We start from the raw sequence: 22,837 nt of genomic DNA, 5'->3' as shown, positions 1-22,837 counted from the left end.
ACCATACAAGCATATGCGGATCGGAGTCGTAGCACCGGCGCGGCCAGTCACCCGGGAATCGTCTGCCCGCATGGCGGCGTTCATGGCGCTCACCTACCCGGAGCACGAGGTGGTGTTCCACCCGCAATGCTATCTGTCCGCCGGGCATTTCGCCGGCACCGATGCCGAGCGCGCGGCGGCGTTCCTGGAGTTCGCCAACGATCCGACGATCGACGCGATCTGGTTCGCGCGCGGCGGCTATGGCTCGAACCGCATCCTCGACGCGGTGATGCCGCATCTCGGCGAGGCGGCGCGGCGCAAGACCTATATGGGCTTTTCGGACATGGGCTTCCTGCTGGCTGCGCTCTACGCCCGCGGCATCGGCCATCCGGTCCACGCCTCGATGGCGAGCAGCATCGGCAGGAACGATGCCGGGGTGGATACCGGCTGGGCGCTCGGCTGGCTGATCGACCGCGACCGCCGCGGGCTCGATCCCGCACTCGCCGACGGCCGCCCCGCCGCCGCGTTCAACCTCGCGATCCTCACCTCGCTGATCGGCAGCAAGTACCTGCCCGACCTCACCGACCATGTGCTGATGATCGAGGAAGTGGACGAGCCGCTCTACCGGATCGACCGGATGCTCTTCAACATGGCCCATGCCGAGCAGCTGAAGGGCATCGCCGGCATCCGCCTCGGCGCGGTGACCGCCATCGCCGAGAACGACCCGCCGTTCGGCGAGACGGTGGACGCAATGATCCTGCGCTGGTGCAAGGAGATGGGCGTCCCCTATCTCGGCCGCTGCGCGATCGGGCACATCTCGACCAACCACGTCGTGCCGTTCGGCGTCGCATGAACCCCGATCCGCACGCGCTGCGTACACGCCACGGCGCGGTCTCGCTGCTCGCCCACCCCTCGCCGATCGAACGGCTGGAACGGCTGGAGGCGGCGCTCGGCACCGGCGTCCGGATATATGCGAAGCGCGACGATGTGGCGGGCATCGGCGGCGGCGGCAACAAGCTGCGCAAGCTCGAATTCCTGCTCGGCGACGCGATCGCGCAAGGGTGCGACACCTTCGTCACCACCGGCGGCCTGCAATCGAACCATGCCCGGCTGAGCGCGGCGGCGGCGGCACGGATGGGCCTCGCCTGCGAGCTGGTGCTGGCCGATGTCGTGCCGCGCCACGACGCCGACTATCGCGGCAACGGCAACCTCCTGCTCGACGCGATCTTCGGCGCGACCGTGCACCGCGTGCCCGGCGACACCGACCCGCTCGCCTTCGCCCACACCCGCGCCGCGACGCTGCGGACGGAGGGCCGCAGACCATACGTGGTCGGCGCGGGCGGATCGTCGCCGGTCGGCGCGCTCGGCTATGTCGCCTGCGCCTGGGAGATCCTGAGCCAGGAGGCGGCGCTCGGCGAGCGCTTCGCCCGCATCGTCGTCCCCAATGGCAGCGCCGGCACCCATGCGGGCCTCGCCGCCGGCATGGCGGCAGCGGGCGCGGAGGTGACGCGCGTCCACTCCTACGCCGTCCTCGCCACCCCCGAGCGCGCTTATGCCGAGACGCTGGCGCTGGCCCAGGCGACGCTCGCCGCCAACACCCTGCCGGGCAGCGTGGCGGCAGCGGAAGTGGTGATCGACGGCAGCCAGCGGGGCGAAGGCTATGGCATCCCCACGGCCGCGATGCGCGAAGCGGTGGAACTGCTCGCTCGCACCGAGGGCCTGCTGCTCGACCCCGTCTATAGCGGCAAGGCGTTCGCCGGGCTGCTCGCCGCGATCCGCGGCGGCACGTTCCGGGCGGGCGAGGCGGTGCTGTACGTCATGACCGGCGGGGTGCCGGGGTTGTTTGCGTATCGGGAGGTGTTTGGCGAATAGCTTGCGCGCCGCCTCAGCGCTCGGGTGTCGAAAACTGGTGCTCCGCAAAGACTTCCACAGCGGCCAATTCTATGCCGTCGTTCCAGATTGATACCCAGTTTTCGGGATGTATGTCGATCGAGTGCGAATGCCCGTCTTCGAGAAAAACCCATGCTTCGCCACGGGGCGGCACTTCAAACTGGTGGCAGATCGGCTCGATAAAGATCGTCAGCGGCGCATCCAAGTAATTTCGAATAGGTAATCGCATGACTTGCAGCTCCGGCTAACGTTGCGTCGGCACGGCAGAGAACACCAGCTTCCGTGGGGCGAATCGCGTTCAACCGGCATTCCTTGGAAGCTCCAATCTATATTTGCCCCTCCAGCACCCGCCCCACCCGCACCAGCGCCCCATCGGGATCCGACACCGCGAACTCGTACGTCCCCCAGGGCATCGCATGCGGCGTGCCGGGCTGGATGATGGCCTCGCGCACCCGATCCGCCACCGCGTCGACATCCTCGACATAGAGGTACAGCCCGAAGGGATTGTCCGGCGCCTGGGGCGTGTTCGGCTCGTGCCGCAGGTGCAGGTGCCAGCCGCGACCGTCTTCGAGGATGCGGTAATGGTCGTAGTCGCCGGTCACCTCCAGCCCCAGGCGGCGGTAGAAGGCGGTGCTCGCGTCGAGGTCGCGGCAGGGCAGGATGGCGACGATGTGGTGGCTGGCGTTCATGCCCGCAGGCTATGCCCGCGCCGCCCTCCGTGCCACCCCGAAATCCCCCCGCCCCTGCCCTTTCGCCAAAGCCTTGCCTATATCGCACCCGCGCGGGCATAAGCCGCGCTCCATTCCACACCCATGAAAGGGATTCTTCCCGTGTCCGAGATGTTCCGCATTACGCTGCCCGACGGTTCCGTCCGCGAGGTAGCCCCGGGGACTACCCCGGCGGACATCGCCGCGGCGATCGGTCCGGGTCTGGCCAAGGCGGCGCTCGCCGCGCGCGTCGATGGCGAGCTGCGCGACATCGGCCGCCCGTTCGAGGGCGATTCCAGCCTCGCGCTCGTCACCGCCAAGGACGAGGCCGACGCGCTCGAGCTCGTGCGCCACGACTATGCGCATATCCTCGCCGAAGCGGTGCAGCACCTGTTCCCCGGCACGCAGATCACCTTCGGCCCGTCGACCGACGACGGCTTCTATTACGACTTCGCCCCCAAGGACCGCCCCTTCACCGAGGAGGACCTGCCGGCGATCGAGGAGGAGATGCGCCGCATCATCGCCAAGGACGAGCCGCTGATCCGCGAAGTCTGGTCGCGCGCCGACCTGATCGCGCGCTGGACCGCGCAAGGGGAAACCTTCAAGGCCGAATGGGCCAAGGAGCTCCCCGAGGGCGAAGAACTCACGGTCTATCGTGCCGGCAAGGGCGAGGACGCCTGGCTCGACATGTGCCGCGGCCCCCATCTCGCCTCCACCGGCAAGGTCGCGGCCGATGCGTTCAAGCTCACCCGCGTGTCGGGCGCCTATTGGCGCGGCGACCAGAAGAATGCGATGCTCAGCCGCATCTACGGCACCGGCTGGCTGAACAAGAAGCAGCTCCAGGAGCATCTGACGCGCCTAGAAGAGGCCGCCAAGCGCGACCACCGCAAGCTCGGCGCGGAGATGGACCTGTTCCACCTCCAGCAGGAGGCGCATGGCTCGGTGTTCTGGCACCCGAACGGCTATGTCATCTACCGCGTGCTCGAGGATTATATGCGCCGCGCGGTCAACGGCGCGGGCAGCAAGGAAGTGAAGACTCCCCAGGTGATGGACGCGCGCCAGTGGGAGCAGTCCGGCCACTGGGGCAAGTATCGCCAGAACATGTTCGTCATCCCCGACGAGACCCCGAACATCGAGGACGAGGGTCCCATGGTGTCGGACGACGTCCAGTGGATGGCGCTCAAGCCGATGAACTGCCCGGCGCACGTGCTGATCTTCAAGCAGGGCATCAAGTCGTATCGCGACCTGCCGATGCGCCTCGTCGAGAATGGCTGCTGCCACCGCAACGAGCCGCACGGCGCGTTGCACGGGCTGATGCGTGTCCGCCAGTTCACCCAGGACGACGGCCACATCTTCTGCCGCGAGGACCAGATCGTCGACGAGGTGAAGGCGTTCTGCGCGCTCGCCGACCGGGTCTACAAGCATTTCGGCTTCACCTATGCGATCAAGCTCGCGCTGCGCCCGGAGAAGCGCTTCGGCAGCGAAGCCGATTGGGACAAGGCGGAGAACGAGCTGCGCCAGGCGGTGATCGACGCCGGGCTCGCCACGCCCGAATATGGCTGGGAGGAGCTGCCCGGCGAAGGTGCCTTCTACGCGCCCAAGTTGGAATGGCACCTCACCGACGCGATCGGCCGCACCTGGCAGGTCGGCACCATCCAGTCGGACCGGGTGCTGCCCGAGCGGCTCGATGCGTCCTATGTCGGCGAGGATGGCGAGCGGCACCGCCCGGTGATGCTCCACCGCGCGATCTTCGGCTCGTACGAGCGGTTCATCGGCATCCTGATCGAGCATTTCGCCGGCAAGCTGCCGACCTGGCTCGCGCCGGTGCAGGCGGTGGTCGCGACGATCGTGTCCGATGCCGACGACTATGCCCGCGAGGTGGTGGCGAAGCTCCAGGCCGCGGGCATCCGCGTCGAGAGCGACCTGCGCAACGAGAAGATCAACTACAAGGTGCGCGAACACTCGCTGGCCAAGGTGCCCAACCTGCTGGTCGTCGGCAAGCGCGAGGCCGAGGAAAGCACCGTGGCGCTCCGCGTGCTCGGCAGCCAGGGCCAGACCATGCTGACCCTGGACGAGGCGATCGAACGGCTCAAGACCGAGGCGCTGGCGCCCGACCTGCGATAACGACGAGTCAAACAATGCGGGCGGCACCCCTGGGTGCCGCCCGCATTGCTTCAGAACCGGTACTTCAGCCCGACCTGCAGGATCGGATAGACCTGATAGTCGTTCGCCGTATCCTGCAGCTTCTGGCGCTGCTTGGCGAGTTCGTTGCGGTACGTCGTCCCCGCCACGGTGGGATCGGTGGCCAGCGTGCCGTTCGAGGTGAAGTCGCGGATGCGCACCGCGCCCTGGAACAGCGCGCCCGCCTCGATCGTGAAGGCGAGACCCTTGCGCAGCTTGCCGCCATAGCCGAGCGTCAGCTGCGGGGCGAACTCGCGCAGGTCCGCGCGGCCGGTGATGGTGCCGATCTGCTGCGGCGTGAACACCAGGCTGCCGATCTTGGTCGGGCCGTTGGGCGTTGCGCGGACGCGGCCGTCGGTGCCGTTGTACCGGGCGCCGGCCGAAAGGCGGAAGCCACCGCCGAACGGATAGAGATCGACGATCACCCCGCCCGAGGAAAGCTTGGCATGGCCGGTATAGTCGATGCCGCCCGAGGTGAAGTCATGGTCCAGCCCCAGGAAGCCGGCATTGGCGCGCACGCCGATCGTCTGGTTGGCGCGGTAGCCGATCTCCGGGCCGATCCCCAGCGACCCCGCCGTCACGCCCACACTTGCCTTGCCGTCGCTTGTCGACGCGCGATCCTGCGCGAGCGCGGGCGTGGCCGCAGCTGCTGCGACGCACAGCGCCGCCACCCAAATCCGTGTCATGGTCGTCCCCAAGTTGCCGGCATTGTCGACGCCCCGTTGGCGCCCCAAGCCATTATAGCCGCGTCCCACCGCATATAACGGATTTGCTTGGCTATTTTCTCCAACCGAGGTTGCAGACCGTCGTCGCCGCAACCCGAGGACCCGCCGAATTCGGCGCGAAATGGAGTGCGAGGGATCTTCTCTATTGCGCCTTGATTGTCTATATAGGGCCCTTATCCACTACAGGAGCTAGTCTTATACGTTCTCCCATGCCCCGGCGCCCGATGGCGCCCGCGATGCCGCTGAACGGGCCGCGGTTTAACGAATTCATCCAGTCGCCCAAGGTTCGCGTGATCGACCAGGACGGCGAAAACCTTGGCGTGATGTACACGCGCGAGGCGATGGCGCAGGCTGCCGAGGTCGGGCTCGACCTCGTCGAAGTGTCGCCCAACGCCGATCCGCCCGTCGCCAAGTTCCTCGATGTGGGCAAGTTCAAGTACGAGGCGCAGAAGAAGGCGAACCTCGCACGCAAGACCCAGAAGACGCAGGAGATCAAAGAGATCAAGATGCGTCCGAACATCGACGATCACGATTACGACGTGAAGATGCGCAACGTGCTGAAGTTCATCGGCGAAGGCGACAAGGTGAAGATCACCCTGCGCTTCCGCGGTCGTGAGCTTTCGCACGGCCAGCTCGGCATGCAACTGCTCCAGCGCGTCCAGCAGGATGCGTCGGAAGTGGCCAAGGTGGAGAGCTATCCGCGCATGGAAGGCCGTCAGATGCTGATGGTGCTCTCGCCCAAGTGATGCCCGCGCGGCGGCTGGCACTTGCGGCCGCCGCCGCCTTTTTGCCGGTTTCGGGGCATGCGCAGACGGCCGCGCTGCCCCCGGTCCCCGCAACCGCAGACGAACCGATCGAGGTCACTCGGGGCGCGCGACTCGTGTGGGCGGACGAGTTCGGCACCGGCGGCCTGCCCGATCCGAAGCGCTGGACCTACGACACCGCCCGCAATCGCGCGGGCTGGTACAATCAGGAACTGCAATATTACGCGGCCGACCGGCCTGAAAATGCGCGGATCGAGAACGGCCATCTCGTCCTTGAGGCGCGCCGCGAGCGGCTGGCCAGCGCGCCCGATTATGGCGGCCAGGATTATACCTCCGCCCGCCTGATCACCCGCGGCCTCGCCAGCTGGACCTATGGCTTTGTCGAGGTGCGCGCCAAGCTCGCGTGCGGGAAGGGCCTGTGGCCGGCGATCTGGCTGCTCGGCACCGACGGCAAGGCCGGCTGGCCGCGGCTCGGCGAAATCGACGTGATGGAGCTGGTCGGCTGGGATCCGGAGACGATCCACGGCACGATCCATACCGGCGCCTACAACCACGCCCAGCACAGCCAGAAGGGCGCCACCACCCGCGTGCCGGATGCGTGCACCGCGTTCCACCGCTACCAGCTCGACTGGAACCGGGATCGCATCCTGATCGGCGTCGACGGCCACGCCTATATGCGCTTCGACAACGACCATCAGGGCGATCCTGCCACCTGGCCGTTCGACGCGCCGCAATATCTGCTGCTCAACGTCGCGGTCGGCGGCTGGGGCGGCACCCATGGCATCGACCCCGCCGCCTTCCCGTCGCGGATGGAGGTCGATTATGTCCGCGTCTGGCAGACAGCGGAGCAGACCAAGGGGCGGTGACCTGCCCGCCCCTTACAATCCTCAATCCTCGGCGGCGATCCGCACGCGCAGCCCGTCCAGCGCATCGGTGAAGGGCAGCTGGCACGACAGGCGCGAGGTCGCGTCGCGATCGCTCGTGCTGTCGAGCAGATCGTCCTCGTCCATGCTCATCTTGGGCAGTTTGTCCGCAAATTCCGGGTCGACATGGATGTGGCAGGTGGCGCAGCTGCAGCAGCCGCCGCACAGCGCCAGCAGTTCGTCGAAGCCAGCGTCGCGAATCACTTCCATCACGCTGAGGCCGGCCTCACCGGTTACCGTGCGTTCGGTTCCGTCACGCGTCACGACCGTAAGCTGGGGCATCTGCATCTCCTTGGTTTCCGGCGTCCATGCCGGTGAACCGGGGCCGTTTCAAGGAGCACCTGCATGGGGTTGACCGCCGAACAGCTAAAGGGATCGATCGACGCGCTGGTCGCGCGCGAGCCCGCCTTTGCCGCCGCGCTGGAGCGTGCCGGCTATCCGCCCCCGCGCCTGCGCGAGCGCGGCTATGCCACGCTGCTCCGCACGATCGTGGGCCAGCAGGTGAGCGTCGCCGCGGCGACGGCGGTGTGGAACAAGCTGGATGCGACGATCGGCAATGCCGAGGAACCCTCGCTGCTCGCCGCCGCCAGCGACGAGCTGCTGCGCAGCGCCGGACTGTCACGGCAAAAGATCGGCTATGCCCGCAGCCTTGCCGAGGAAGTGACCAGCGGCGCACTCGATCTCGCGGCGCTGCCGGCGGACGACGAGGACGCCATCGCAGCACTCACCCGCATCAAGGGGATCGGCCGCTGGTCGGCGGAGATCTATCTGCTGTTCGCCGAGGGGCGGCCGGACATCTGGCCGGCGGGCGATCTGGCCGTACAGATCGAGATCGGCCGTATCCTCGGCCATCCTGAACGGCCGAGCGAAAAACTGACGCGGGAATGGTCCGAGGCCTGGCGCCCCCATCGCGGCGCGGCGGCGATCTTCGCCTGGCACCATTACGGCATGGTCAAAGGGGCGATCTGAACGGGCATGGCGGCCGGCGACGGCAAGTCGCGACGGTCCGCGCTTCATCGCAAGAAAGCGGGAAATCCTTTTGATTCTACAGTTCAACCTTTAGTACCTGCACAGCACTGCACTTCTATAGGGCGGACATCAAAATTGACTTATACTGTTCCTGCCAGCGCCCGGCGACGACGCGGGCGCAATTTTTCGCCCCGTTTTGACAAATGAAACAAGTCCAGGATGGCCGAGTCGGCTAAACTATTGTTTTTAAATACAGCAGGAGTCTCGACAAACCCGGGCGACCAAGAAGTCAATCAGCTACAATTCCCTATGGCGTATCTTTTCGGGACTCGCCGACGAAGGTCAAACCAGAGCCCGCTCGTCAGAATTGAAATACCCATACCCGCATGCGAATAGCGCCGCAGAACATAAAGGTCGCTCGCGCCCCGTTATTCCATTCTTGGGGGATTTGAGGATGAACCTTCTCCGTAGCGCCGCCATTGCGGCTACCACGATTCTTGCGGCATCCAGCTTTGGCGCCACCAGCGCCTTTGCACAGACCGATACGATCCAGTCGCCGACCGGCTATTTCCTTCCCAGCGACTCGATGAAATATGCGAGCCCCTACTATCGCAGCGCAAGCGATGATTGGGGTTGGACCCACAATGCCATCAGCGGCACCTTCACGTCCGCGACGCTCAACATCAGCGGTTTCGATGTCGACGAAACCTCGGGCGAGATCGACAATGTCTACGCCTATGACAATGGCGTGAAGACCCTGCTCGGCCATCTGACCGGTGTGAACAACGACTATTCGTTCACCACCTTCACCCTCGGCAGCAACTTCTACGACGAAATCAACAGCGGCCTGAAGGTGTGGGTCGATATCGACAGCACCAATGCCGGCTGGGAACTGACGCTCGTGAAGTCGTCGCTCTCGGTCAACGGCAGCACGCTCCCGCCGCCCGCGCCCGGCGTGCCGGAACCGGCGGCCTGGGCGATGCTGATCGGCGGCTTCGGCCTCGCCGGTGCGGCGCTGCGCCGCAAGCGCACGTCGACGGCAGTCCGCTTCGCCTGATCCGCGACACGTGGCGCCGTCGATCGCTGGCGGTCGATGGTGCCAAAGGTGCGGAAACGGCATCGGGTACGGCATCGCAGCGCACGAAGCCGTGCCAGGAACTCCCAGGGTGGTCGTCGGGCAGTGCCCGGCGGCCACTCTGCCTTTCCCGATGGTGGTGATTTGCCCTGCAACGCCGTACCATGGCAGCCAACGGGCGCACCGCGCACGACGACGGGCACCAAGATCCGTCGCGCGACACGATCTGACCGGGAGAGAACCGATGCACCTTGGCAAATGGATTTCGCTGCTCGCGCTGATGGGCTGCCATCTCGCCGCCACCGCCGCCCAGGCCCGACCTGCGCCGGAAGAACCGAGCGCGACCGAGAAATTGCGGCTGCTCGCCGAGTTCACCGACTGCGTCACTGCGCAAAAGGCGCGCCAGCCCGCCATCCAGGCCTTTCTCCGGACGATCCCGGATCGCCCGGGCTTCTACGAAGCGAGCATGAAGGCGGCAGACCTCACCTGCCTCAACCGCGCCGCGGCGCGGATGCAGAGCAAGATCGAGATGCGGCTGCAGCCGGACAGCTTCCGCGACGCGCTGTTCCCCTCGCTCTACCGGCGTGAATTCGGCAAGACCGGGCCGGTTATCGGCCTCAAGGCCCTGCCGCCGCTCCGCCTGTCGAGCGAGTTCGACGGAGACGCGGCGGAACTGCCCGGGGACTTCGTCGCCGGGCGCCTGTTCGGCGACTGCGTCGCGCGCGAGGACACCGCCGATGCCCATGCCCTGTTGCTCGCCCAAGCCGCGAGCGCGGAGGAAAGCGCCGCGATCGACAGGCTCAAGCCCGCCTTCACCGCCTGCATCAAGCAGGGGCAGACGGTGCGCCTCACCCGCGCCGCCGTGCGCGCGACGGTCGGCGAAGCGATGCTCAAGCTGTCCCGCGCCGCAGGGACGCGCTAGGCAGCAGGGCAGCGAATGATTCGAGCAATGGGGGGCGGAAAGGCCGTGATTCGATCCAGCGCGGGGTTGCTCGCCGCTGTCGCCTTGTGGGCGCCCGGCGCTGCACGGGCGCAGTTCGTGCCGCCCGCCGGCTATTCCGGTAGGCCCGGCCCTGCGATCGCCGCGCCTGCGGCGCGCGGCGTACCGACTCTGGAGGCACTGGATCGCGGCGCGCTCGAGCAGCGCATTCGCCTGCTCCCGGGCTATGCCAATGCCGCGCATGCGCATGCCAGGGTGGTGGGCGCCTATACCATCGCCGAGACCCGCCGCGCACGCTTCGTCGATGCATGGGCGCTCGGCTACCTGCCGCTCAACCTGAAGCGCAGCGACGGAAGCTGTTTCGCGCTGGGTGCGGATTATGTCGGCGGCATCCTGTCCAATGCCCGGCTGAGTCCGATCGGCTGCGAAGCCCGGCGGATCGCCGATACATCGAGCGCAGCCCCGCCCGTGGGATCGACGCTCCGCTATATCGGCACGGCCTGGGGCTATTCGGCGTGGCTGGACGCCAAGGCACGGGAGACGCTGGTCACGCCCCCCGGGGCAAAGACCTTCAACCCGTTCTTCGCCATCGGCATGGAGGTGTTCGCGATCGCCGCGATGAACGGGCCCGACTGGCCCGGCGGCAACATGACGCTGGCCGGCCGGATCGACGGGCGGCTGACGATCGTCGTGCTCGATATCGGCTATTGAAAGATAGGGGCGGCGCCGCCGGGGTCCGGCCGCCGCCCTTCCGGAGCCTCAGCCCTCGGCGTTTTCCTCGCCCTCGGCCGCAGCCGCCGCGCCGCCGCTCTGGAACCAGGCTTCGACCGGGCCGACCAGCTTGATCGTCAGCGGATTGCCCTTGCGATCGGTCTTCTTGCCGAGCGCCACGCGCACCCAGCCTTCGGAGATGCTGTATTCCTCGACGTCGCGGCGCTCGACGCCCTTGAACTTGATGCCGACGCCGCGCTCCAGCAGTTCGCGGACGAAATAGGGGCTGTTCGGGTTGACCGACAGACGATCGGGAGGGGTATCGCTCATACCCGGCTCATGCCGTCATTCGCCCGCGGGTTCAAGATAGCGGTGGATGGCGGAGACCACCACCGATCCCTCGCCCACGCCCGAGGCGACTCGCTTGACCGATCCCGCGCGCACATCGCCCACCGCGAACACGCCGGGCGCCGAAGAGCAGAAGAAGGTCTCGCCGCTGCCCGTCTGGACGAAACCGCCGCCGTCCAGGTCGACACAGCCCTTCAGCCAGCCGGTATTGGGCTCGGCGCCGATCATCACGAACAGCGCGCCGACCGGGCGATGCTCGGTCGCGCCAGTGTTGCGGTTGGTCCAGGCGAGGCCGGTGAGCACGCGCTCCCCTTCCAGCGCGGTCACTTCGGTAAAGGGGTGAAGGGTGATCCGGTCGGACGCCTCGATCCGCTCGATCAGGTAGCGCGACATGGTGGCGGCGAGGCCGGGGCCGCGGACGAGCACATGGACATGCGCAGCGTGGCGGGCGAGGAACACCGCCGCCTGCCCCGCCGAATTGCCGCCGCCGACCACCACGACTTCGGAACCAGCGCACAGCCCCGCCTCCATCGCGGTGGCGGCGTAGTAGATGCCGTTGCCTTCCAGCTCGGCATAAAGCGGCAGATCGAGCTTTCGGTAGCGCGCGCCGGTCGCGACGACCACCGCGCGCGCCTGCAGCGTCGCGCCGTCGTCGAGGTGGAGGCGCAGCGGCCGCTCCTCGCAATCGATCCGCACCACCGAACGCGAGACCAGCAGCCGCGCGCCGAACTTCTGCGCCTGCACCTGCGCGCGCCCCGCCAGCGCCTGACCGGAGATGCCGGTGGGGAAGCCCAGGTAATTCTCGATCTTCGAGCTGGTGCCCGCCTGCCCGCCCGGCGCGACCGCCTCGATCACGATCGTGTCGAGCCCCTCCGACGCGGCATAGACCGCGGCCGCGAGGCCCGCCGGTCCCCCGCCGACCACCGCGAGATCATGGACGTGCTCGGGATCGAGCGCAGTCGCGAGCCCCAGCGCATCGGCGAGCGCGGCGTTGCTCGGATTGCGCAGCACCCGGCCTTCCAGCACCACCACCGGCAGATCGGCCTCGGTCAGCGCCAGGCATTCGAGGAAGCCGGCCGCATCGGGATCCTGATCGGTATCGATCCGGCGATGGGGAAAAGCGTTGCGGGTGAGGAAGGTCTCGATCCGCCCCATATCGGCGGCATGGCCCGGCCCTGCCAGCGCGACGCCGGCATCGCTGTGGCGCAGCAGCCCGACGCGGCGCAAAATGAAGGCGCGCATCACGATCTCGCCGATATCGGGCTCGGCCGCCATCATCCGGCGGAAGGCGGCACGGTCAATCCGCACCACCCGCGTGTCCGCCAGTGCGCGACCGCTCACCAGCACCTTGCGATCGTTGAACAGATCGAGCTCGCCGGTGAACTGGCCTGCGCCATGGGTGTGGACGAGATGGGCCTGCCCGTCGGAATCGGTATCGAGGATCTCGATCCCGCCGGCGAGACACAGGAAGAAGTCGACGCTGCGGTCGCCGCGGCGGAACAGCAGCGCACCCTCGGGCAGCGCTTCCTCGCGGCCGAAGGCGGCGACCCGCCCCGCCATCTCGGCGGTCAGGACCGGGAAGGTCTGGGCGGATCGCGCATAGGGATCGGCCGGGTCGAGCGATTCGGGGGCTGCCATCGCGCCATCCTAGCCGCCTGCGCACGGCGCGCGAGCCATCTAAAGAGATGGTCGCGCGCGTTCGGTCAGTTGCAGTAGCGGATCAGCACCGGGCGCTCGAGATAGGGATCCCAGGTCCGCCGGACCTCGCAGGTCTCGTAATAGCGATAGCGCGGGTAGTTATCGCGGTACCAATAGCCGTCGGTCGGGTAATAGCCGCGCTCGCGGTAGAAGCGGCGGTCATAGTCGTAGCGGTGATCGTTCGAGATCGCCGCGCCGATCGCCAGCCCCGCAATGCCCGCGACCAGTGCCGCGCCAGCCGCATCGCCGCCGCGATCGCGGTAATAATGCCGGTGCCAGCGCCAGTCCTGCGCCTGGGCGGGCACAGCGGCCGCCAGCAGGCTCGCCCCGGTGGCGATGCCCAGCACCAGCTTCTTGGCCAGATGGTTCATCCTGATTCTCCTCACCTCCGGGCGCCGCCGAGTCGGGGTGGCGCCGATGCCCTTTGGTACGGGATCCCGGCTGAACGGGTGCGGAACCGGCTGTTCAGCCGCGATTTAGCTGGCTAACGGGCGGCATGGCCTACTGGATCCTTCGCTCCGAACCCGATGTCTATGGCTGGGACGACCTGGTGCGCGACGGCAGCACCGAATGGAACGGCGTGCGCAACTATACCGCGCGCAACTTCCTGAAGACCATGGTCCCCGGCGACCAGGCGATCTTCTACCATTCGAACATCCAGAAGGCCGCGGTGGGGATCATGGAGATCACCCGCGCCTGGCAGCCGGACGGCGACGACGGCAAATGGGCGAGCGTCGAAGTGAAGGCGCTGCAGCCGCTTGGCCGTCCGGTGCCGCTGCCCGAGATCAAGGCCGAGCCGCGGCTCAAGGACCTCGAGATGGTGCGCCAGTCGCGCCTGTCGGTGACGCCGGTGCGGCCGGAGGAATGGGCGGTGCTGCTGGAGATGAGCGGAACGGCACCGGATCGTTAAGGTCGATCGGCACGCGGTTCGACTTGTCGGGCTTCTTCTTGAACGCCCGGCCGACGCCCTTGCCGGCATCGCTCACCAGCTTGATGAAGTTGCGCGATTCGCCCGGCTCCTCGCAGCAGCTGTTCGGATCGATGATCTTGCCGATGCCCCGCACCAGTGCGGTCGCACCGCCGAAGATATCGACGCCGACCTGACAGCCGCCGACAAGCGCGGCGCAGGGCGCGGAAGAAGCCTGCAGCGCGCCGATGCCGGTCCGGTCCGGGTTGCTCGGCCGTGGCCGGTCGGGCGGGCCGCGTTCCTCCGGCAGCGGCAGGCGCGGCGCGGTGACGCCCTTGCCGCAGACCACGATCTGATCGCCATTGGTCTGGGCCGAGGCGCAGGGATCGGCGAGCACCGACCAGCGCTGCCCGCCATTGGCCGTCTGCTCGGGCGCAGCCGCCGTGGCACTGGTCGCAGGCGCGGCGGCCCGGTCCTGGAGCGGCATCCAAAACAACAACGCAGCCAGCAACATCACGCACCCTCCTGACAGGATGCGCCGTTAGACCATGGCCGAAGCCAGAGCGGAAGCCGGTTCCGCATATCAAGGCGCTGCGCTAGCCTCGCCAGGCCCCCCATGGAGCACCGCCCGTGCCGATCACCCTCACCGCCTTCGAAGCCTCCCCGGACCGCGGCCGCGGCCTCGCGCGCGACATGCCGGTGCGCTGGGCGCTGGAGGAACTGGGCCTCGCCTACAAGGTGCGCCTCATCTCCTTCGCCGCGATGAAGGCGCCCGAGCATCTCGCCCGCCAGCCCTTCGGCCAGATCCCCAGCTTCGAGGAGGACGGACTGACGCTGTTCGAGTCCGGCGCAATCGTCCACCATCTCGCCAAGCGCCATGCCGGACTGCTCCCGGAGGATCCGACAGCCCGCGCCCGGGCCGTCGCCTGGATGTTCGGAGCGGTGAGCACGGTCGAGCCGCCGATCGTCGAATGGGCGATGGCGCGGATGCTGGAACGCGATGCGCCCTGGTTTGCGGCCCGCCAGTCGATGCTGGAAGACCGCGTCCGCACCCGCCTCGCCCAGTTGGCCGCGCGATTGGGTGGAGCCGAGTGGTTGGAAGGCGATTTCAGCGCCGCCGACCTGCTGATGATCAGCGTGCTGCGCCGGTTGAGCCGCTCGACGATGCTGCCCGACCAGCCGCGACTGCTGGCCTATATCGGGCGCGGCGAGGCACGGCCTGCGTTCCAGCGGGCATTCGCCGCGCAACGGGCCGTGTTCGAGGCCGCTGCAAAAACCGAGCCTCACCCCTCCGCGAACTGATCATAGGCGCGCAGCGCATCGGCGGCATACATCAGCGCCGGGCCGCCGCCCATGTACACGCACATGCCCAGCACCTCGGCGACCTCGGCGCGGCGCGCGCCCATGCCGACCAGCGCCTTGGCGTGGAAGCCGATACAGCCGTCGCAGCGCTGGGTGACGCCGATCGCCAGCGCGATCAGCTCCTTGGTCTTGGCGTCGACCGCGCCCTCGCCCCCCGCGGCCTTCGCCATCGCATGAAAGCCCGCCATCGTTTCGGGCGCCAGCTTTCGCAGCTGCGCCGAATAGGCGGAAATGTCCTGGGTGAGCGCGCGATAGTCCTTGGTCATGGGATTCCCTCTTGATTCGTTTACTCATGAATTGATATATTCATGAAGTGAACACAAGTCCCCTCGTGAATCCCCTGATGGAGGCGATGGCGCCCAAGGCCGCCGGCGCCGCCGCCTTGCTCTCCGGCCTCGCCAATCCGCACCGACTGCTGATCCTGTGCGCGCTGGTCGAAGGCGAGCAGAGCGTCGGCGCGCTGATCGCGGCGACCGGCATCGCGCCGACCTCGATGTCGCAGCATCTGGGCAAGCTGAAGGACGAGGGCATCGTCGCCGCCCGGCGCGAGCATCGCACGCTTTTCTATTCGATCACCCATCCCGCCGCCCGCGACCTGATGGCGGTGCTCCACGCCCATTTCTGCGGAAAGGAAGACCAATGACCGCCACGATCGACGCACTGGAAGCGCACCGCCTGCTCGCCGACGGCACCGCCCTGCTGATCGACGTGCGCGAACCCGACGAGTTCCGCGCCAGCCACATCCCCTATGCCGCCTCGATGCCGCTGGGCGCGCTTCCGGCGCTGCTGGCCGATGCCGATCTACCAGGCGACCGACTGCTGATCTTCCAGTGCCAGAAGGGCGCGCGCGGCGGCCGGGCCTGTGCGCTTGCCGAGCAGGTCGTCGGCGATCGGGTGCGCAATCTAGACGGCGGGATCGAAGCCTGGAGCGCCGCCGGGCTACCGCTGGCGGGCGCCGGTGCCCCGCGCGTCTCCATCTTCCGCCAGGTGCAGATGATCGTCGGGCTGCTGGTGTTCGCCGGCACGCTGGCCGGGCTGATGGGCTTCACGCCGGGCTTCTATGCGGCGGGGTTCTTCGGCTTCATGCTGGCCTTTGCCGGCGTCAGCGGCTGGTGCGGGCTGGGGATGGCGCTGCAGCGCATGCCGTGGAACCGCGTGGCGGCCTGAGGCAGCCTGCTCCTCCAACGCCGTCATCCCGGCGAAAGCCGGGGTTGATTGGGGTCTCCGTTCCGGCTCGATCCCGGACGTCCTGGCAATGGATCCCGGCTTCCGCCGGGAGGACGGCTCAGCGGGCGGCGAACGACCCCAACGAAAAAGGCCCCCGCCGTCGCCGGCAAGGGCCTTTTCTTCGTCGGGAAGGGAGCGCTTACGCGGCCGACTTCGCCCGGCTGGCGCGCTTGCGCTCGTTCGGGTCGAGGAAGCGCTTGCGCAGGCGGATGTTCTTCGGGGTCACTTCCACCATCTCGTCGTCGTCGATGTAGGCGATGGCCTGTTCCAGCGTCATCTTCTTCGGCGGCGTCAGGCGGATCGCATCGTCCTTGCCGCCCGAAGCGCGGAAGTTGGTCAGCTGCTTCGCCTTCATCGGGTTGACCTCGAGGTCTTCCGTCTTGGCGTTCTCGCCGATGATCATGCCCTCGTACAGGGCCTCACCGTGACCGACGAACAGGATGCCGCGCTCTTCGAGCGGACCCAGCGCATAGCCCTGGGCTTCGCCGGCGCCGTTGGAGATCAGCACGCCGTTCTTGCGGCCTTCGATCTTGCCCTTGTACGGCCCGTACTTCTCGAACAGGCGGTTCATGATGCCGGTGCCGCGGGTGTCCGACAGGAACTCGCCGTGATAGCCGATCAGGCCGCGCGACGGTGCCGAGAAGGTGATGCGGGTCTTGCCGCCACCCGACGGACGCATGTCGGTCATCTCGGCCTTGCGCTGGTTCATCTTGTCGACGACCGTGCCCGAGAATTCCTCGTCCACGTCGATCACGACGGTTTCGTACGGCTCCTCGCGGCCGTTCTCGCCGTCGCGGAACAGCACGCGCGGACGGCTGATGCCGAGCTCGAAGCCCTCGCGGCGCATCGTCTCGATCAGCACGCCGAGCTGGAGTTCGCCACGGCCGGCGACTTCGAAGCTGTCCTTTTCGTCGCTCTCGGTGATCTTGATCGCGACGTTCGATTCCGCCTCGCGGAACAGGCGGTCGCGGATCATGCGGCTGGTCACCTTGCTGCCCTCGCGGCCCGCCATCGGCGAGTCGTTGACGGCGAAGCGCATCGATAGCGTCGGCGGATCGATCGGCTGCGCGTGCAGCGGCTCGCTCACCGAGGTGTCGGCGATGGTGTTCGACACGGTGGCGACGGCGAGGCCGGCAAGGCTGATGATGTCGCCCGCGCGCGCTTCTTCTACCGGCACGCGGTCGAGGCCGCGGAACGACATGATCTTGGAGGCGCGGCCGGTCTCGACGATGTTGCCGTCGTTATCCAGCGCGTGGATCGGCTGGTTGAGGCGCACCGTGCCGCTCTCGACGCGGCCGGTGAGGATGCGGCCGAGGAAGTTGTCGCGGTCGAGCAGGGTGACCAGGAACTTGAACTCGGCCTCTTCGTCCACCTGCGGCGGCGGGACATGGTCGACGATCTTCTGGAACAGCGGGGTCAGCGTGCCTTCGCGCGCGTCCGGATCGGTCGAGGCATAGCCGTTGCGGCCCGAGGCATAGAGCACCGGGAAGTCGAGCTGCTCGTCGGTCGCTTCGAGCGTCACGAACAGGTCGAACACTTCGTCGAGCACTTCCTGCACGCGCGAATCGGCGCGGTCGATCTTGTTGACGACCACGATCGGACGCAGGCCCAGCTTGAGCGCCTTGCCGGTCACAAACTTGGTCTGCGGCATCGCGCCTTCGGACGAATCGACCAGCAGGATCACGCCGTCGACCATGCTCAGGATGCGCTCCACCTCGCCGCCGAAGTCGGCGTGGCCGGGCGTGTCGACGATGTTGATGCGGATGCTGTTCTCTTCCGTGCCGTCGGGCGACCAGTCGACCGACGTCGGCTTGGCGAGAATCGTGATCCCGCGCTCCTTTTCGAGGTCGTTCGAGTCCATCGCACGCTCTTCGACGCGCTGGTTGTCGCGGAAGGTGCCGGACTGGCGGAAGAGCTGGTCGACGAGGGTGGTCTTGCCATGGTCGACGTGTGCGATGATCGCCACGTTACGGAGGTTCATGCGATTTCCTGATTGGCGCGGAAGCGCGCGTACGGGCGGGCCCATAGCCGAAATGGTGCGTCGCGGGAAGGCCCCCCACGCCGCCGGTCTGCCTCCGGACTTTCCCGCTACAGGATTCGGTGCACCGTGATTCGCACCGAACGCGCCGAACCTTCACGCGCCGCGCCGCTGCATCCCCGCTCTCCCATTGCCACGGGGCAGCACAATGCTGCGCACGGACGCCGGTCAAGTTGCATTCCGAACTGTGCTATCTACATGACACACTTGCGGGATACGTGCTTCGCCTGCATGGTTATCCCCACGGAATTGGGAAGAGAGAGCGACGATGGCGACTGTGACGGAAACCGCAGAACAGGGTCTGGTGCTCACGCCCCCGGATCCCGTGCCCGCCGTGGCGCCCGAAAAGGCCGCCGGGCTGGTGCCGGTTGAAGACACCAAGAAGTCCGAACTCGACAAGCGCGTCGACGGCTTCATCGACGATCTGATCGCGCAGGACGTGAACTCGCCCGAATTCGGCAAGCGCGTCGATGCGATCGCGGCGATGGGGCAGAAGGAAATCCGCGACGCAGCAGGCCAGTCCAATCGCTTCCTCGATCGCCCGGTGCGCGCGATGGGCAGCGACGGCGGTGTCGGCGCCGACCTGCTCGCGCTGCGCAAGACGGTGGAAGAGCTCGACCCCTCGCGCAACGGCAAGCTGATCGGCGGCAAGGACGGCTTTTTGTCGAAGATTTTCGGCGGCGGCGGCGGGCTGACCAACTATTTCCGCAAATACCAGTCGTCGCAGAGCCACATCAACGCGGTGCTCAAGAGCCTCGCCAACGGCAAGGACGAGCTGCTGCAGGACAATGCCGCGATCGCCACCGAGCGCGCCAATCTGTGGAACGCGATGGGTCGGCTGGAGCAGATGATCTATCTGTCCAAGGCGATGGACACGAAGCTCGAGGACAAGGCCAACGAGCTGGATCATACCGACCCCGCCAAGGCCAAGGCGATCCGCGAGACCGCGCTCTTCTATGTCCGCCAGCGCACCCAGGACCTGCTCACCCAGATGGCGGTGACGGTGCAGGGCTATCTCGCGCTCGATCTGGTCAAGAAGAACAATGTCGAGCTGATCAAGGGTGTCGACCGCGCCTCGACCACCACCGTCTCGGCACTGCGCACGGCGGTGACGGTCGCGCAGGCACTCAACAACCAGAAGCTGGTGCTCGATCAGATCACCGCGCTGAACACCACCACCGCCAACCTGATCGAATCGACCGGCCAGCTGCTCAAGAGCCAGACCGCCGCGATCCACGAACAGGCGGCGAGCGCGACGATTCCCGTCGAGACGCTGCAGCGCGCCTTCCAGAACATCTACGACACGATGGATGCGATCGACACCTTCAAGCTCAAGGCGCTCGACAGCATGAAGACCACGGTCACCACCCTGTCGAACGAAGTCGAGAAGTCGAAGGGCTATATCGCCCGCGCCGAGGGGGCCGAGCAGAACCGGCTCGGTGGCCCGAGCGACGGCTTCAAGCTGGAGGCGATGTAAGCCGCGATGCCGAGTGACGTGGACCGCCTGCTCGCCCGCGGCGAGGAACTGATCGAGCGTTCGCGCGCCCGCACCGAAGGCGCGCTCGCCACCCGCACCCGCAAGCGGCGCGAGGCGGAGATTCTCGCGCGGCTCGGCCGGATCGCGGCGGCGGACGCGGTGATCGTCCTTGCCGCGATCGTGATCGGCCTGTTCGTGCCGCTCGGCATGTTCGGCGCGTTGGCGGTGATGGCGCTGCTGATCCTGGCGACCTTCGTCTTCGCCTCGCTGCCGGTGACCAGCGCACCGCGCGTCGAGCAGCTCGTGCAGGTGCCCTTGAAGGCGCTGCCCGCCACCACCGAACGCTGGCTGGAGACGCAGCGGCTGGCGCTGCCCGCGCCGGCGCGCACGCTGGTCGATTCGATCGGGGTGAAACTGGAAACGCTGTCGCCGCAGCTCGCCCGGCTGGACGAGGCCTCGCCCGCCGCCAACGAAGTGCGCAAGCTGATCGGGGAGCAGCTGCCCGAACTGGTCAACGGCTATGGCCGCGTGCCGGAGCCGCTGCGGACCGTGCCGCGCAACGGCATGACCCCGGACCAGCAGCTGGCGCAGGGCCTGCAGGTGATCGACGAGCAGATCGCCGAGATGACCGCCCAGCTTGCCCAGGGCGATCTCGACGCGCTGGCGACCCGCGGCAACTTCCTGCAGATCAAGTACAAGGACGATGAACTGGGCTGAGCCCGGCCTGGTGGAACGCCCACCGAGTCCGTCACGCCGCGTTGGCTGGCATGACGTCGTTGTCGCAGCCTCTCAGTGCAGGCCCAGCAGATAGCGGATCAGGTCGGCGATCCCGCCCGCGCTGACCGGCAGCAGCAGCAGCACCAGCGCGTAGAACAGGAACATCCGCGTCAGAAACCGCTCGCGCCGGCCCGGCGGCGCCGGCGTCGGGGGCTGCGGTTCCGGCCGGGGCCAGACGCGATTCTCGTCGAAGAACATCGTGGCCTAAGGTGCCGCATCGCCGGGGTGCCCGCAACCGCCCCTTGGGCCAGCAGCGCCCGCGCTGCGACCCTAGGAGGTTTGCGTAGAGACGCCTGCGGCGGCACATGCCACGCAGCGCGATCAGGCCCGCTCGATGACCACTCCGCCCCCCGCCCGACGCCCCAGCGTGTTGCTCGTCGAAGACGATGACGGCGTGCGCCGGTCGACCCAGCTGCTGCTGCACGGCCAGGGCTATCAGGTGCGGGCGCACAGCGTGGCCAAGGCCTCGCTCGCCGATCCCGCCGCGATGACGGCGGACTATCTGGTCGCCGACTATTACCTGCCGGACGGCGACGGCATCGCACTGCTGCGCGCGCTGAAGACGCGGGGCTGGACCGGTCGCGCGGTGCTGATGACCGGCTATCCGAGCCCGGCGCTGACCGCGCAGGCAGAAGCGACCGGCTATGCCGCACTGCTCGAAAAGCCGCTGCGCACACACGAATTGCTCGACGCGCTGGGCGGGTAACGTCGCGCGCAGCCCTCCACCGCCAGGTCGCGGATCGAGCTAGGCCACCACCGCGGCGTCTTCGCGCTTTTCCGGGCGGATGTAGATCGAGCTGAGCTGGGGGAGCGCCGCCTTCAGCTTCGCTTCGATCCGCTCGATCAGCGTCTCCGCCGCGCCCATCGCCAGCGCATCGTCGAAATCGGCACTGATCGCCACGAACACGCGGTCGGGCGCGGTGTGGATCGTGCGCACATGGTTGACGGCGGTGATCTGCGGCTCGGCCTCGAGCATCGTTCGGACCTGGGCGATCAGCTCGGGGTTGGCGCGCTCGCCGATCAGCAGCCCCTTGGCCTCGCGCGCGAGCAGCGTGGCGACCGCCGCCAGGATCAGGCCGATTACGATCGAGGCCATGCCGTCGATCCGCGGGTCGCCCCAGGCATGGCTCGCCCATATGCCGATCGCGGCGACCACCAGCCCCGCCAGCGCCGCCGAATCCTCGAACAGCACGATGAAGCCGGCGGGATCCTTCGACTCGCGGATCGCCGTCCACCAGCCGCAATCGCCCTTGCTCGCGCGGAACTCGCGGATCGCGACCACCCAGCTGGTCCCTTCCATCGCGGTGGCGATGCCGAGCACGATGTAATTGACCAAGGGATCGCGCAGCGGCTCCGGGTCGAGGATGTGGAGATAGCCTTCATAGACCGAAACGCCCGCGCCCAGCCCGAAGATCAGGATCGCGACGACGAACGCCCAGAAATAGAGCTCGCGGCCATAGCCGAACGGGTGTTCGGCATCGGGCGGCCGCTTCGCGCGGCGCTGCCCGTAGAGCAGCAGGATCTGGTTGAGGCTGTCCACCAGGCTGTGCACGCCTTCGGTCACCATCGAGGACGACGCGGTAATCGCCGCCGCGACGAATTTCGCGACGGCGATCCCGATATTGGCGGCGAGTGCCGCGTAGAGAACGATATTGGCGCGCCAGCCCGACGCGGGGGACGCCGCCATCCGGGCCTGCCTCAGTCGAGGCCGAGCTTGTGGAGCGCCTTGTCGACCAGCCCGCGATCGGGCTTGTCCTCGGCTTCGGCATGCTGTCGTTCGGCGCGTTCGGCCTCGGCCTTGGCGTCATAGCCCGAACTTTCGGGGATCTGGTGGTTGTGGATCGGCTGGGTCGAGGCGGGCGGATCCGAGGCGTCCATCGACTCGTCCAGCGCGCGATCGAGACGCGCATCCTTGCTCGCCGGATCGCGGGCAAGACGCTCCTCGATCGAACCATCGGTGCCGGCATCGGCGGAGTGGACGGGGCCCTTGGCGGCATCGTCGTCGGCCCGGGGATCCGGAGCGACCGACATCCGGTCCATCGCGGGGTCGAGGGGATTGCTGGTCATGCTGCACTCTCCTGTGCGTTACCGCGATTAAACGGACATGGCGGGAGTCGCGTTCCGTCGCCCCGTGCAACC

General features: G+C 67.4%; 29 protein-coding genes. 16 read left to right on the top strand and 13 right to left on the bottom strand.

Annotation, left to right across the window (positions count from 1 at the left end; all coding sequences use genetic code 11):
* The first annotated feature begins 13 nt into the window (after positions 1–13).
* Together QZ814_RS13835 and QZ814_RS13830 are read left to right on the top strand one after the other, a co-directional pair.
* Positions 14–832 carry an LD-carboxypeptidase gene (locus tag QZ814_RS13835; RefSeq protein ID WP_294333207.1) on the top strand — a complete coding sequence of 273 codons (819 nt, stop codon included), beginning with the start codon at positions 14–16 and terminating at the stop codon, positions 830–832.
* Positions 829–1,851 carry a D-cysteine desulfhydrase family protein gene (locus tag QZ814_RS13830; protein WP_294333204.1) on the top strand — a complete coding sequence of 341 codons (1,023 nt, stop codon included), beginning with the start codon at positions 829–831 and terminating at the stop codon, positions 1,849–1,851. Before QZ814_RS13835 ends, QZ814_RS13830 begins: the two co-directional genes overlap by 4 nt.
* 13 nt (positions 1,852–1,864) lie before the next feature.
* On the opposite strand, the gene QZ814_RS13825 is transcribed toward QZ814_RS13830, so the two are convergent.
* Together QZ814_RS13825 and QZ814_RS13820 are read right to left on the bottom strand one after the other, a co-directional pair.
* Positions 1,865–2,074, bottom strand: a complete 210-nt coding sequence (locus tag QZ814_RS13825) for a hypothetical protein (RefSeq protein ID WP_294333201.1) — start codon at positions 2,072–2,074, stop codon at positions 1,865–1,867.
* Positions 2,075–2,195: 121 nt separating this feature from the next.
* A complete protein-coding gene (locus QZ814_RS13820) occupies positions 2,196–2,558 on the bottom strand; it encodes a VOC family protein (RefSeq protein WP_294333197.1) in 363 nt (120 codons plus the stop codon).
* A gap of 150 nt (positions 2,559–2,708) precedes the next feature.
* Here QZ814_RS13820 and thrS point away from each other — a divergent pair, with 150 nt between their 5' ends.
* Positions 2,709–4,700 (top strand): threonine--tRNA ligase, encoded by a 1,992-nt coding sequence (thrS, locus tag QZ814_RS13815; protein WP_294333378.1) that lies wholly within the window; start codon positions 2,709–2,711, stop codon positions 4,698–4,700.
* Positions 4,701–4,750: 50 nt separating this feature from the next.
* Here thrS and QZ814_RS13810 read toward each other — a convergent pair whose 3' ends face one another.
* Positions 4,751–5,443 carry a hypothetical protein gene (locus QZ814_RS13810; protein ID WP_294333194.1) on the bottom strand — a complete coding sequence of 231 codons (693 nt, stop codon included), beginning with the start codon at positions 5,441–5,443 and terminating at the stop codon, positions 4,751–4,753.
* 248 nt (positions 5,444–5,691) lie between these two features.
* Between QZ814_RS13810 and infC the strand changes: the two genes are divergently transcribed.
* Together infC and QZ814_RS13800 are read left to right on the top strand one after the other, a co-directional pair.
* On the top strand, positions 5,692–6,228 hold the full coding sequence (infC, locus tag QZ814_RS13805) for a translation initiation factor IF-3 (protein ID WP_294333190.1): 537 nt from the start codon (positions 5,692–5,694) through the stop codon (positions 6,226–6,228).
* Positions 6,228–7,112: a glycoside hydrolase family 16 protein gene (locus QZ814_RS13800; RefSeq protein ID WP_294333186.1), complete on the top strand. Its 885-nt coding sequence runs from the start codon at positions 6,228–6,230 to the stop codon at positions 7,110–7,112. Before infC ends, QZ814_RS13800 begins: the two co-directional genes overlap by 1 nt.
* A gap of 21 nt (positions 7,113–7,133) precedes the next feature.
* Here the strand turns inward: QZ814_RS13800 and QZ814_RS13795 are convergent, their stop codons facing one another.
* Entirely contained in the window at positions 7,134–7,451 is a 318-nt protein-coding gene (locus tag QZ814_RS13795; protein ID WP_294333184.1) for a 2Fe-2S iron-sulfur cluster-binding protein, read from the bottom strand.
* Positions 7,452–7,514: 63 nt separating this feature from the next.
* Between QZ814_RS13795 and QZ814_RS13790 the strand changes: the two genes are divergently transcribed.
* The 4 genes from QZ814_RS13790 (at position 7,515) to QZ814_RS13775 (ending at position 10,864) form a co-directional block, all read left to right on the top strand.
* Positions 7,515–8,138, top strand: coding sequence for a DNA-3-methyladenine glycosylase 2 family protein (locus tag QZ814_RS13790; protein WP_294333182.1), 624 nt, complete (start codon positions 7,515–7,517; stop codon positions 8,136–8,138).
* A gap of 454 nt (positions 8,139–8,592) precedes the next feature.
* Positions 8,593–9,195: a PEPxxWA-CTERM sorting domain-containing protein gene (locus QZ814_RS13785; protein WP_294333179.1), complete on the top strand. Its 603-nt coding sequence runs from the start codon at positions 8,593–8,595 to the stop codon at positions 9,193–9,195.
* Between the two features lie 262 nt (positions 9,196–9,457).
* A complete protein-coding gene (locus tag QZ814_RS13780) occupies positions 9,458–10,135 on the top strand; it encodes a hypothetical protein (RefSeq protein ID WP_294333177.1) in 678 nt (225 codons plus the stop codon).
* A gap of 45 nt (positions 10,136–10,180) precedes the next feature.
* Positions 10,181–10,864: a hypothetical protein gene (locus QZ814_RS13775; protein WP_294333173.1), complete on the top strand. Its 684-nt coding sequence runs from the start codon at positions 10,181–10,183 to the stop codon at positions 10,862–10,864.
* A 48-nt stretch (positions 10,865–10,912) separates the two neighbouring features.
* Here the strand turns inward: QZ814_RS13775 and QZ814_RS13770 are convergent, their stop codons facing one another.
* The 3 genes from QZ814_RS13770 to QZ814_RS13760 all read right to left on the bottom strand — a co-directional run bounded on the left by QZ814_RS13770 (position 10,913) and on the right by QZ814_RS13760 (position 13,281).
* On the bottom strand, positions 10,913–11,194 hold the full coding sequence (locus QZ814_RS13770) for a DUF3297 family protein (RefSeq protein ID WP_294333170.1): 282 nt from the start codon (positions 11,192–11,194) through the stop codon (positions 10,913–10,915).
* A gap of 15 nt (positions 11,195–11,209) precedes the next feature.
* Positions 11,210–12,850, bottom strand: coding sequence for an FAD-dependent oxidoreductase (locus QZ814_RS13765; protein WP_294333167.1), 1,641 nt, complete (start codon positions 12,848–12,850; stop codon positions 11,210–11,212).
* A gap of 65 nt (positions 12,851–12,915) precedes the next feature.
* Positions 12,916–13,281: a hypothetical protein gene (locus QZ814_RS13760; protein WP_294333166.1), complete on the bottom strand. Its 366-nt coding sequence runs from the start codon at positions 13,279–13,281 to the stop codon at positions 12,916–12,918.
* Between the two features lie 125 nt (positions 13,282–13,406).
* Here QZ814_RS13760 and QZ814_RS13755 point away from each other — a divergent pair, with 125 nt between their 5' ends.
* On the top strand, positions 13,407–13,820 hold the full coding sequence (locus QZ814_RS13755; RefSeq protein WP_294333163.1) for an EVE domain-containing protein: 414 nt from the start codon (positions 13,407–13,409) through the stop codon (positions 13,818–13,820).
* On the opposite strand, the gene QZ814_RS13750 is transcribed toward QZ814_RS13755, so the two are convergent.
* On the bottom strand, positions 13,714–14,331 hold the full coding sequence (locus QZ814_RS13750) for a hypothetical protein (RefSeq protein WP_294333376.1): 618 nt from the start codon (positions 14,329–14,331) through the stop codon (positions 13,714–13,716). The two genes, QZ814_RS13755 and QZ814_RS13750, sit on opposite strands and share 107 nt — an antisense overlap.
* A gap of 116 nt (positions 14,332–14,447) precedes the next feature.
* Between QZ814_RS13750 and QZ814_RS13745 the strand changes: the two genes are divergently transcribed.
* A complete protein-coding gene (locus QZ814_RS13745; RefSeq protein WP_294333160.1) occupies positions 14,448–15,119 on the top strand; it encodes a glutathione S-transferase family protein in 672 nt (223 codons plus the stop codon).
* Here the strand turns inward: QZ814_RS13745 and QZ814_RS13740 are convergent.
* Entirely contained in the window at positions 15,101–15,445 is a 345-nt protein-coding gene (locus QZ814_RS13740) for a carboxymuconolactone decarboxylase family protein (protein WP_294333158.1), read from the bottom strand. The two genes, QZ814_RS13745 and QZ814_RS13740, sit on opposite strands and share 19 nt — an antisense overlap.
* 65 nt (positions 15,446–15,510) lie before the next feature.
* Between QZ814_RS13740 and QZ814_RS13735 the strand changes: the two genes are divergently transcribed.
* Together QZ814_RS13735 and QZ814_RS13730 are read left to right on the top strand one after the other, a co-directional pair.
* A complete protein-coding gene (locus QZ814_RS13735) occupies positions 15,511–15,822 on the top strand; it encodes a metalloregulator ArsR/SmtB family transcription factor (RefSeq protein ID WP_294333155.1) in 312 nt (103 codons plus the stop codon).
* Positions 15,819–16,346, top strand: coding sequence for a rhodanese-like domain-containing protein (locus tag QZ814_RS13730; RefSeq protein WP_294333152.1), 528 nt, complete (start codon positions 15,819–15,821; stop codon positions 16,344–16,346). Before QZ814_RS13735 ends, QZ814_RS13730 begins: the two co-directional genes overlap by 4 nt.
* Before the next feature lie 199 nt (positions 16,347–16,545).
* On the opposite strand, the gene typA is transcribed toward QZ814_RS13730, so the two are convergent.
* Positions 16,546–18,387, bottom strand: coding sequence for a translational GTPase TypA (gene typA / locus QZ814_RS13725; RefSeq protein WP_294333150.1), 1,842 nt, complete (start codon positions 18,385–18,387; stop codon positions 16,546–16,548).
* Positions 18,388–18,712: 325 nt separating this feature from the next.
* On the opposite strand from typA, the gene QZ814_RS13720 reads away from it, so the two are divergent.
* Positions 18,713–19,921, top strand: coding sequence for a toxic anion resistance protein (locus QZ814_RS13720; protein WP_294333147.1), 1,209 nt, complete (start codon positions 18,713–18,715; stop codon positions 19,919–19,921).
* Between the two features lie 6 nt (positions 19,922–19,927).
* Complete coding sequence (locus QZ814_RS13715) at positions 19,928–20,638, top strand: hypothetical protein (RefSeq protein WP_294333144.1); 711 nt, start codon at positions 19,928–19,930, stop codon at positions 20,636–20,638.
* Positions 20,639–20,710: 72 nt separating this feature from the next.
* Here QZ814_RS13715 and QZ814_RS13710 read toward each other — a convergent pair whose 3' ends face one another.
* Positions 20,711–20,896, bottom strand: a complete 186-nt coding sequence (locus QZ814_RS13710) for a hypothetical protein (protein ID WP_294333142.1) — start codon at positions 20,894–20,896, stop codon at positions 20,711–20,713.
* Positions 20,897–21,032: 136 nt separating this feature from the next.
* Between QZ814_RS13710 and QZ814_RS13705 the strand changes: the two genes are divergently transcribed.
* Positions 21,033–21,404 (top strand): response regulator, encoded by a 372-nt coding sequence (locus tag QZ814_RS13705; protein ID WP_294333139.1) that lies wholly within the window; start codon positions 21,033–21,035, stop codon positions 21,402–21,404.
* Positions 21,405–21,443: 39 nt separating this feature from the next.
* Here the strand turns inward: QZ814_RS13705 and QZ814_RS13700 are convergent, their stop codons facing one another.
* Together QZ814_RS13700 and QZ814_RS13695 are read right to left on the bottom strand one after the other, a co-directional pair.
* Positions 21,444–22,385, bottom strand: a complete 942-nt coding sequence (locus QZ814_RS13700) for a cation diffusion facilitator family transporter (protein ID WP_294333137.1) — start codon at positions 22,383–22,385, stop codon at positions 21,444–21,446.
* 11 nt (positions 22,386–22,396) lie between these two features.
* Positions 22,397–22,765 (bottom strand): hypothetical protein, encoded by a 369-nt coding sequence (locus QZ814_RS13695; RefSeq protein WP_294333134.1) that lies wholly within the window; start codon positions 22,763–22,765, stop codon positions 22,397–22,399.
* Positions 22,766–22,837 lie beyond the last annotated feature (72 nt).

Source organism: uncultured Sphingomonas sp., from assembly GCF_913777625.1.
GTDB lineage: Bacteria > Pseudomonadota > Alphaproteobacteria > Sphingomonadales > Sphingomonadaceae > Sphingomonas.
The sequence above is the reverse complement of the archived record's forward strand: the minus strand, read 5'-3'. Positions and strand labels throughout refer to the sequence as shown.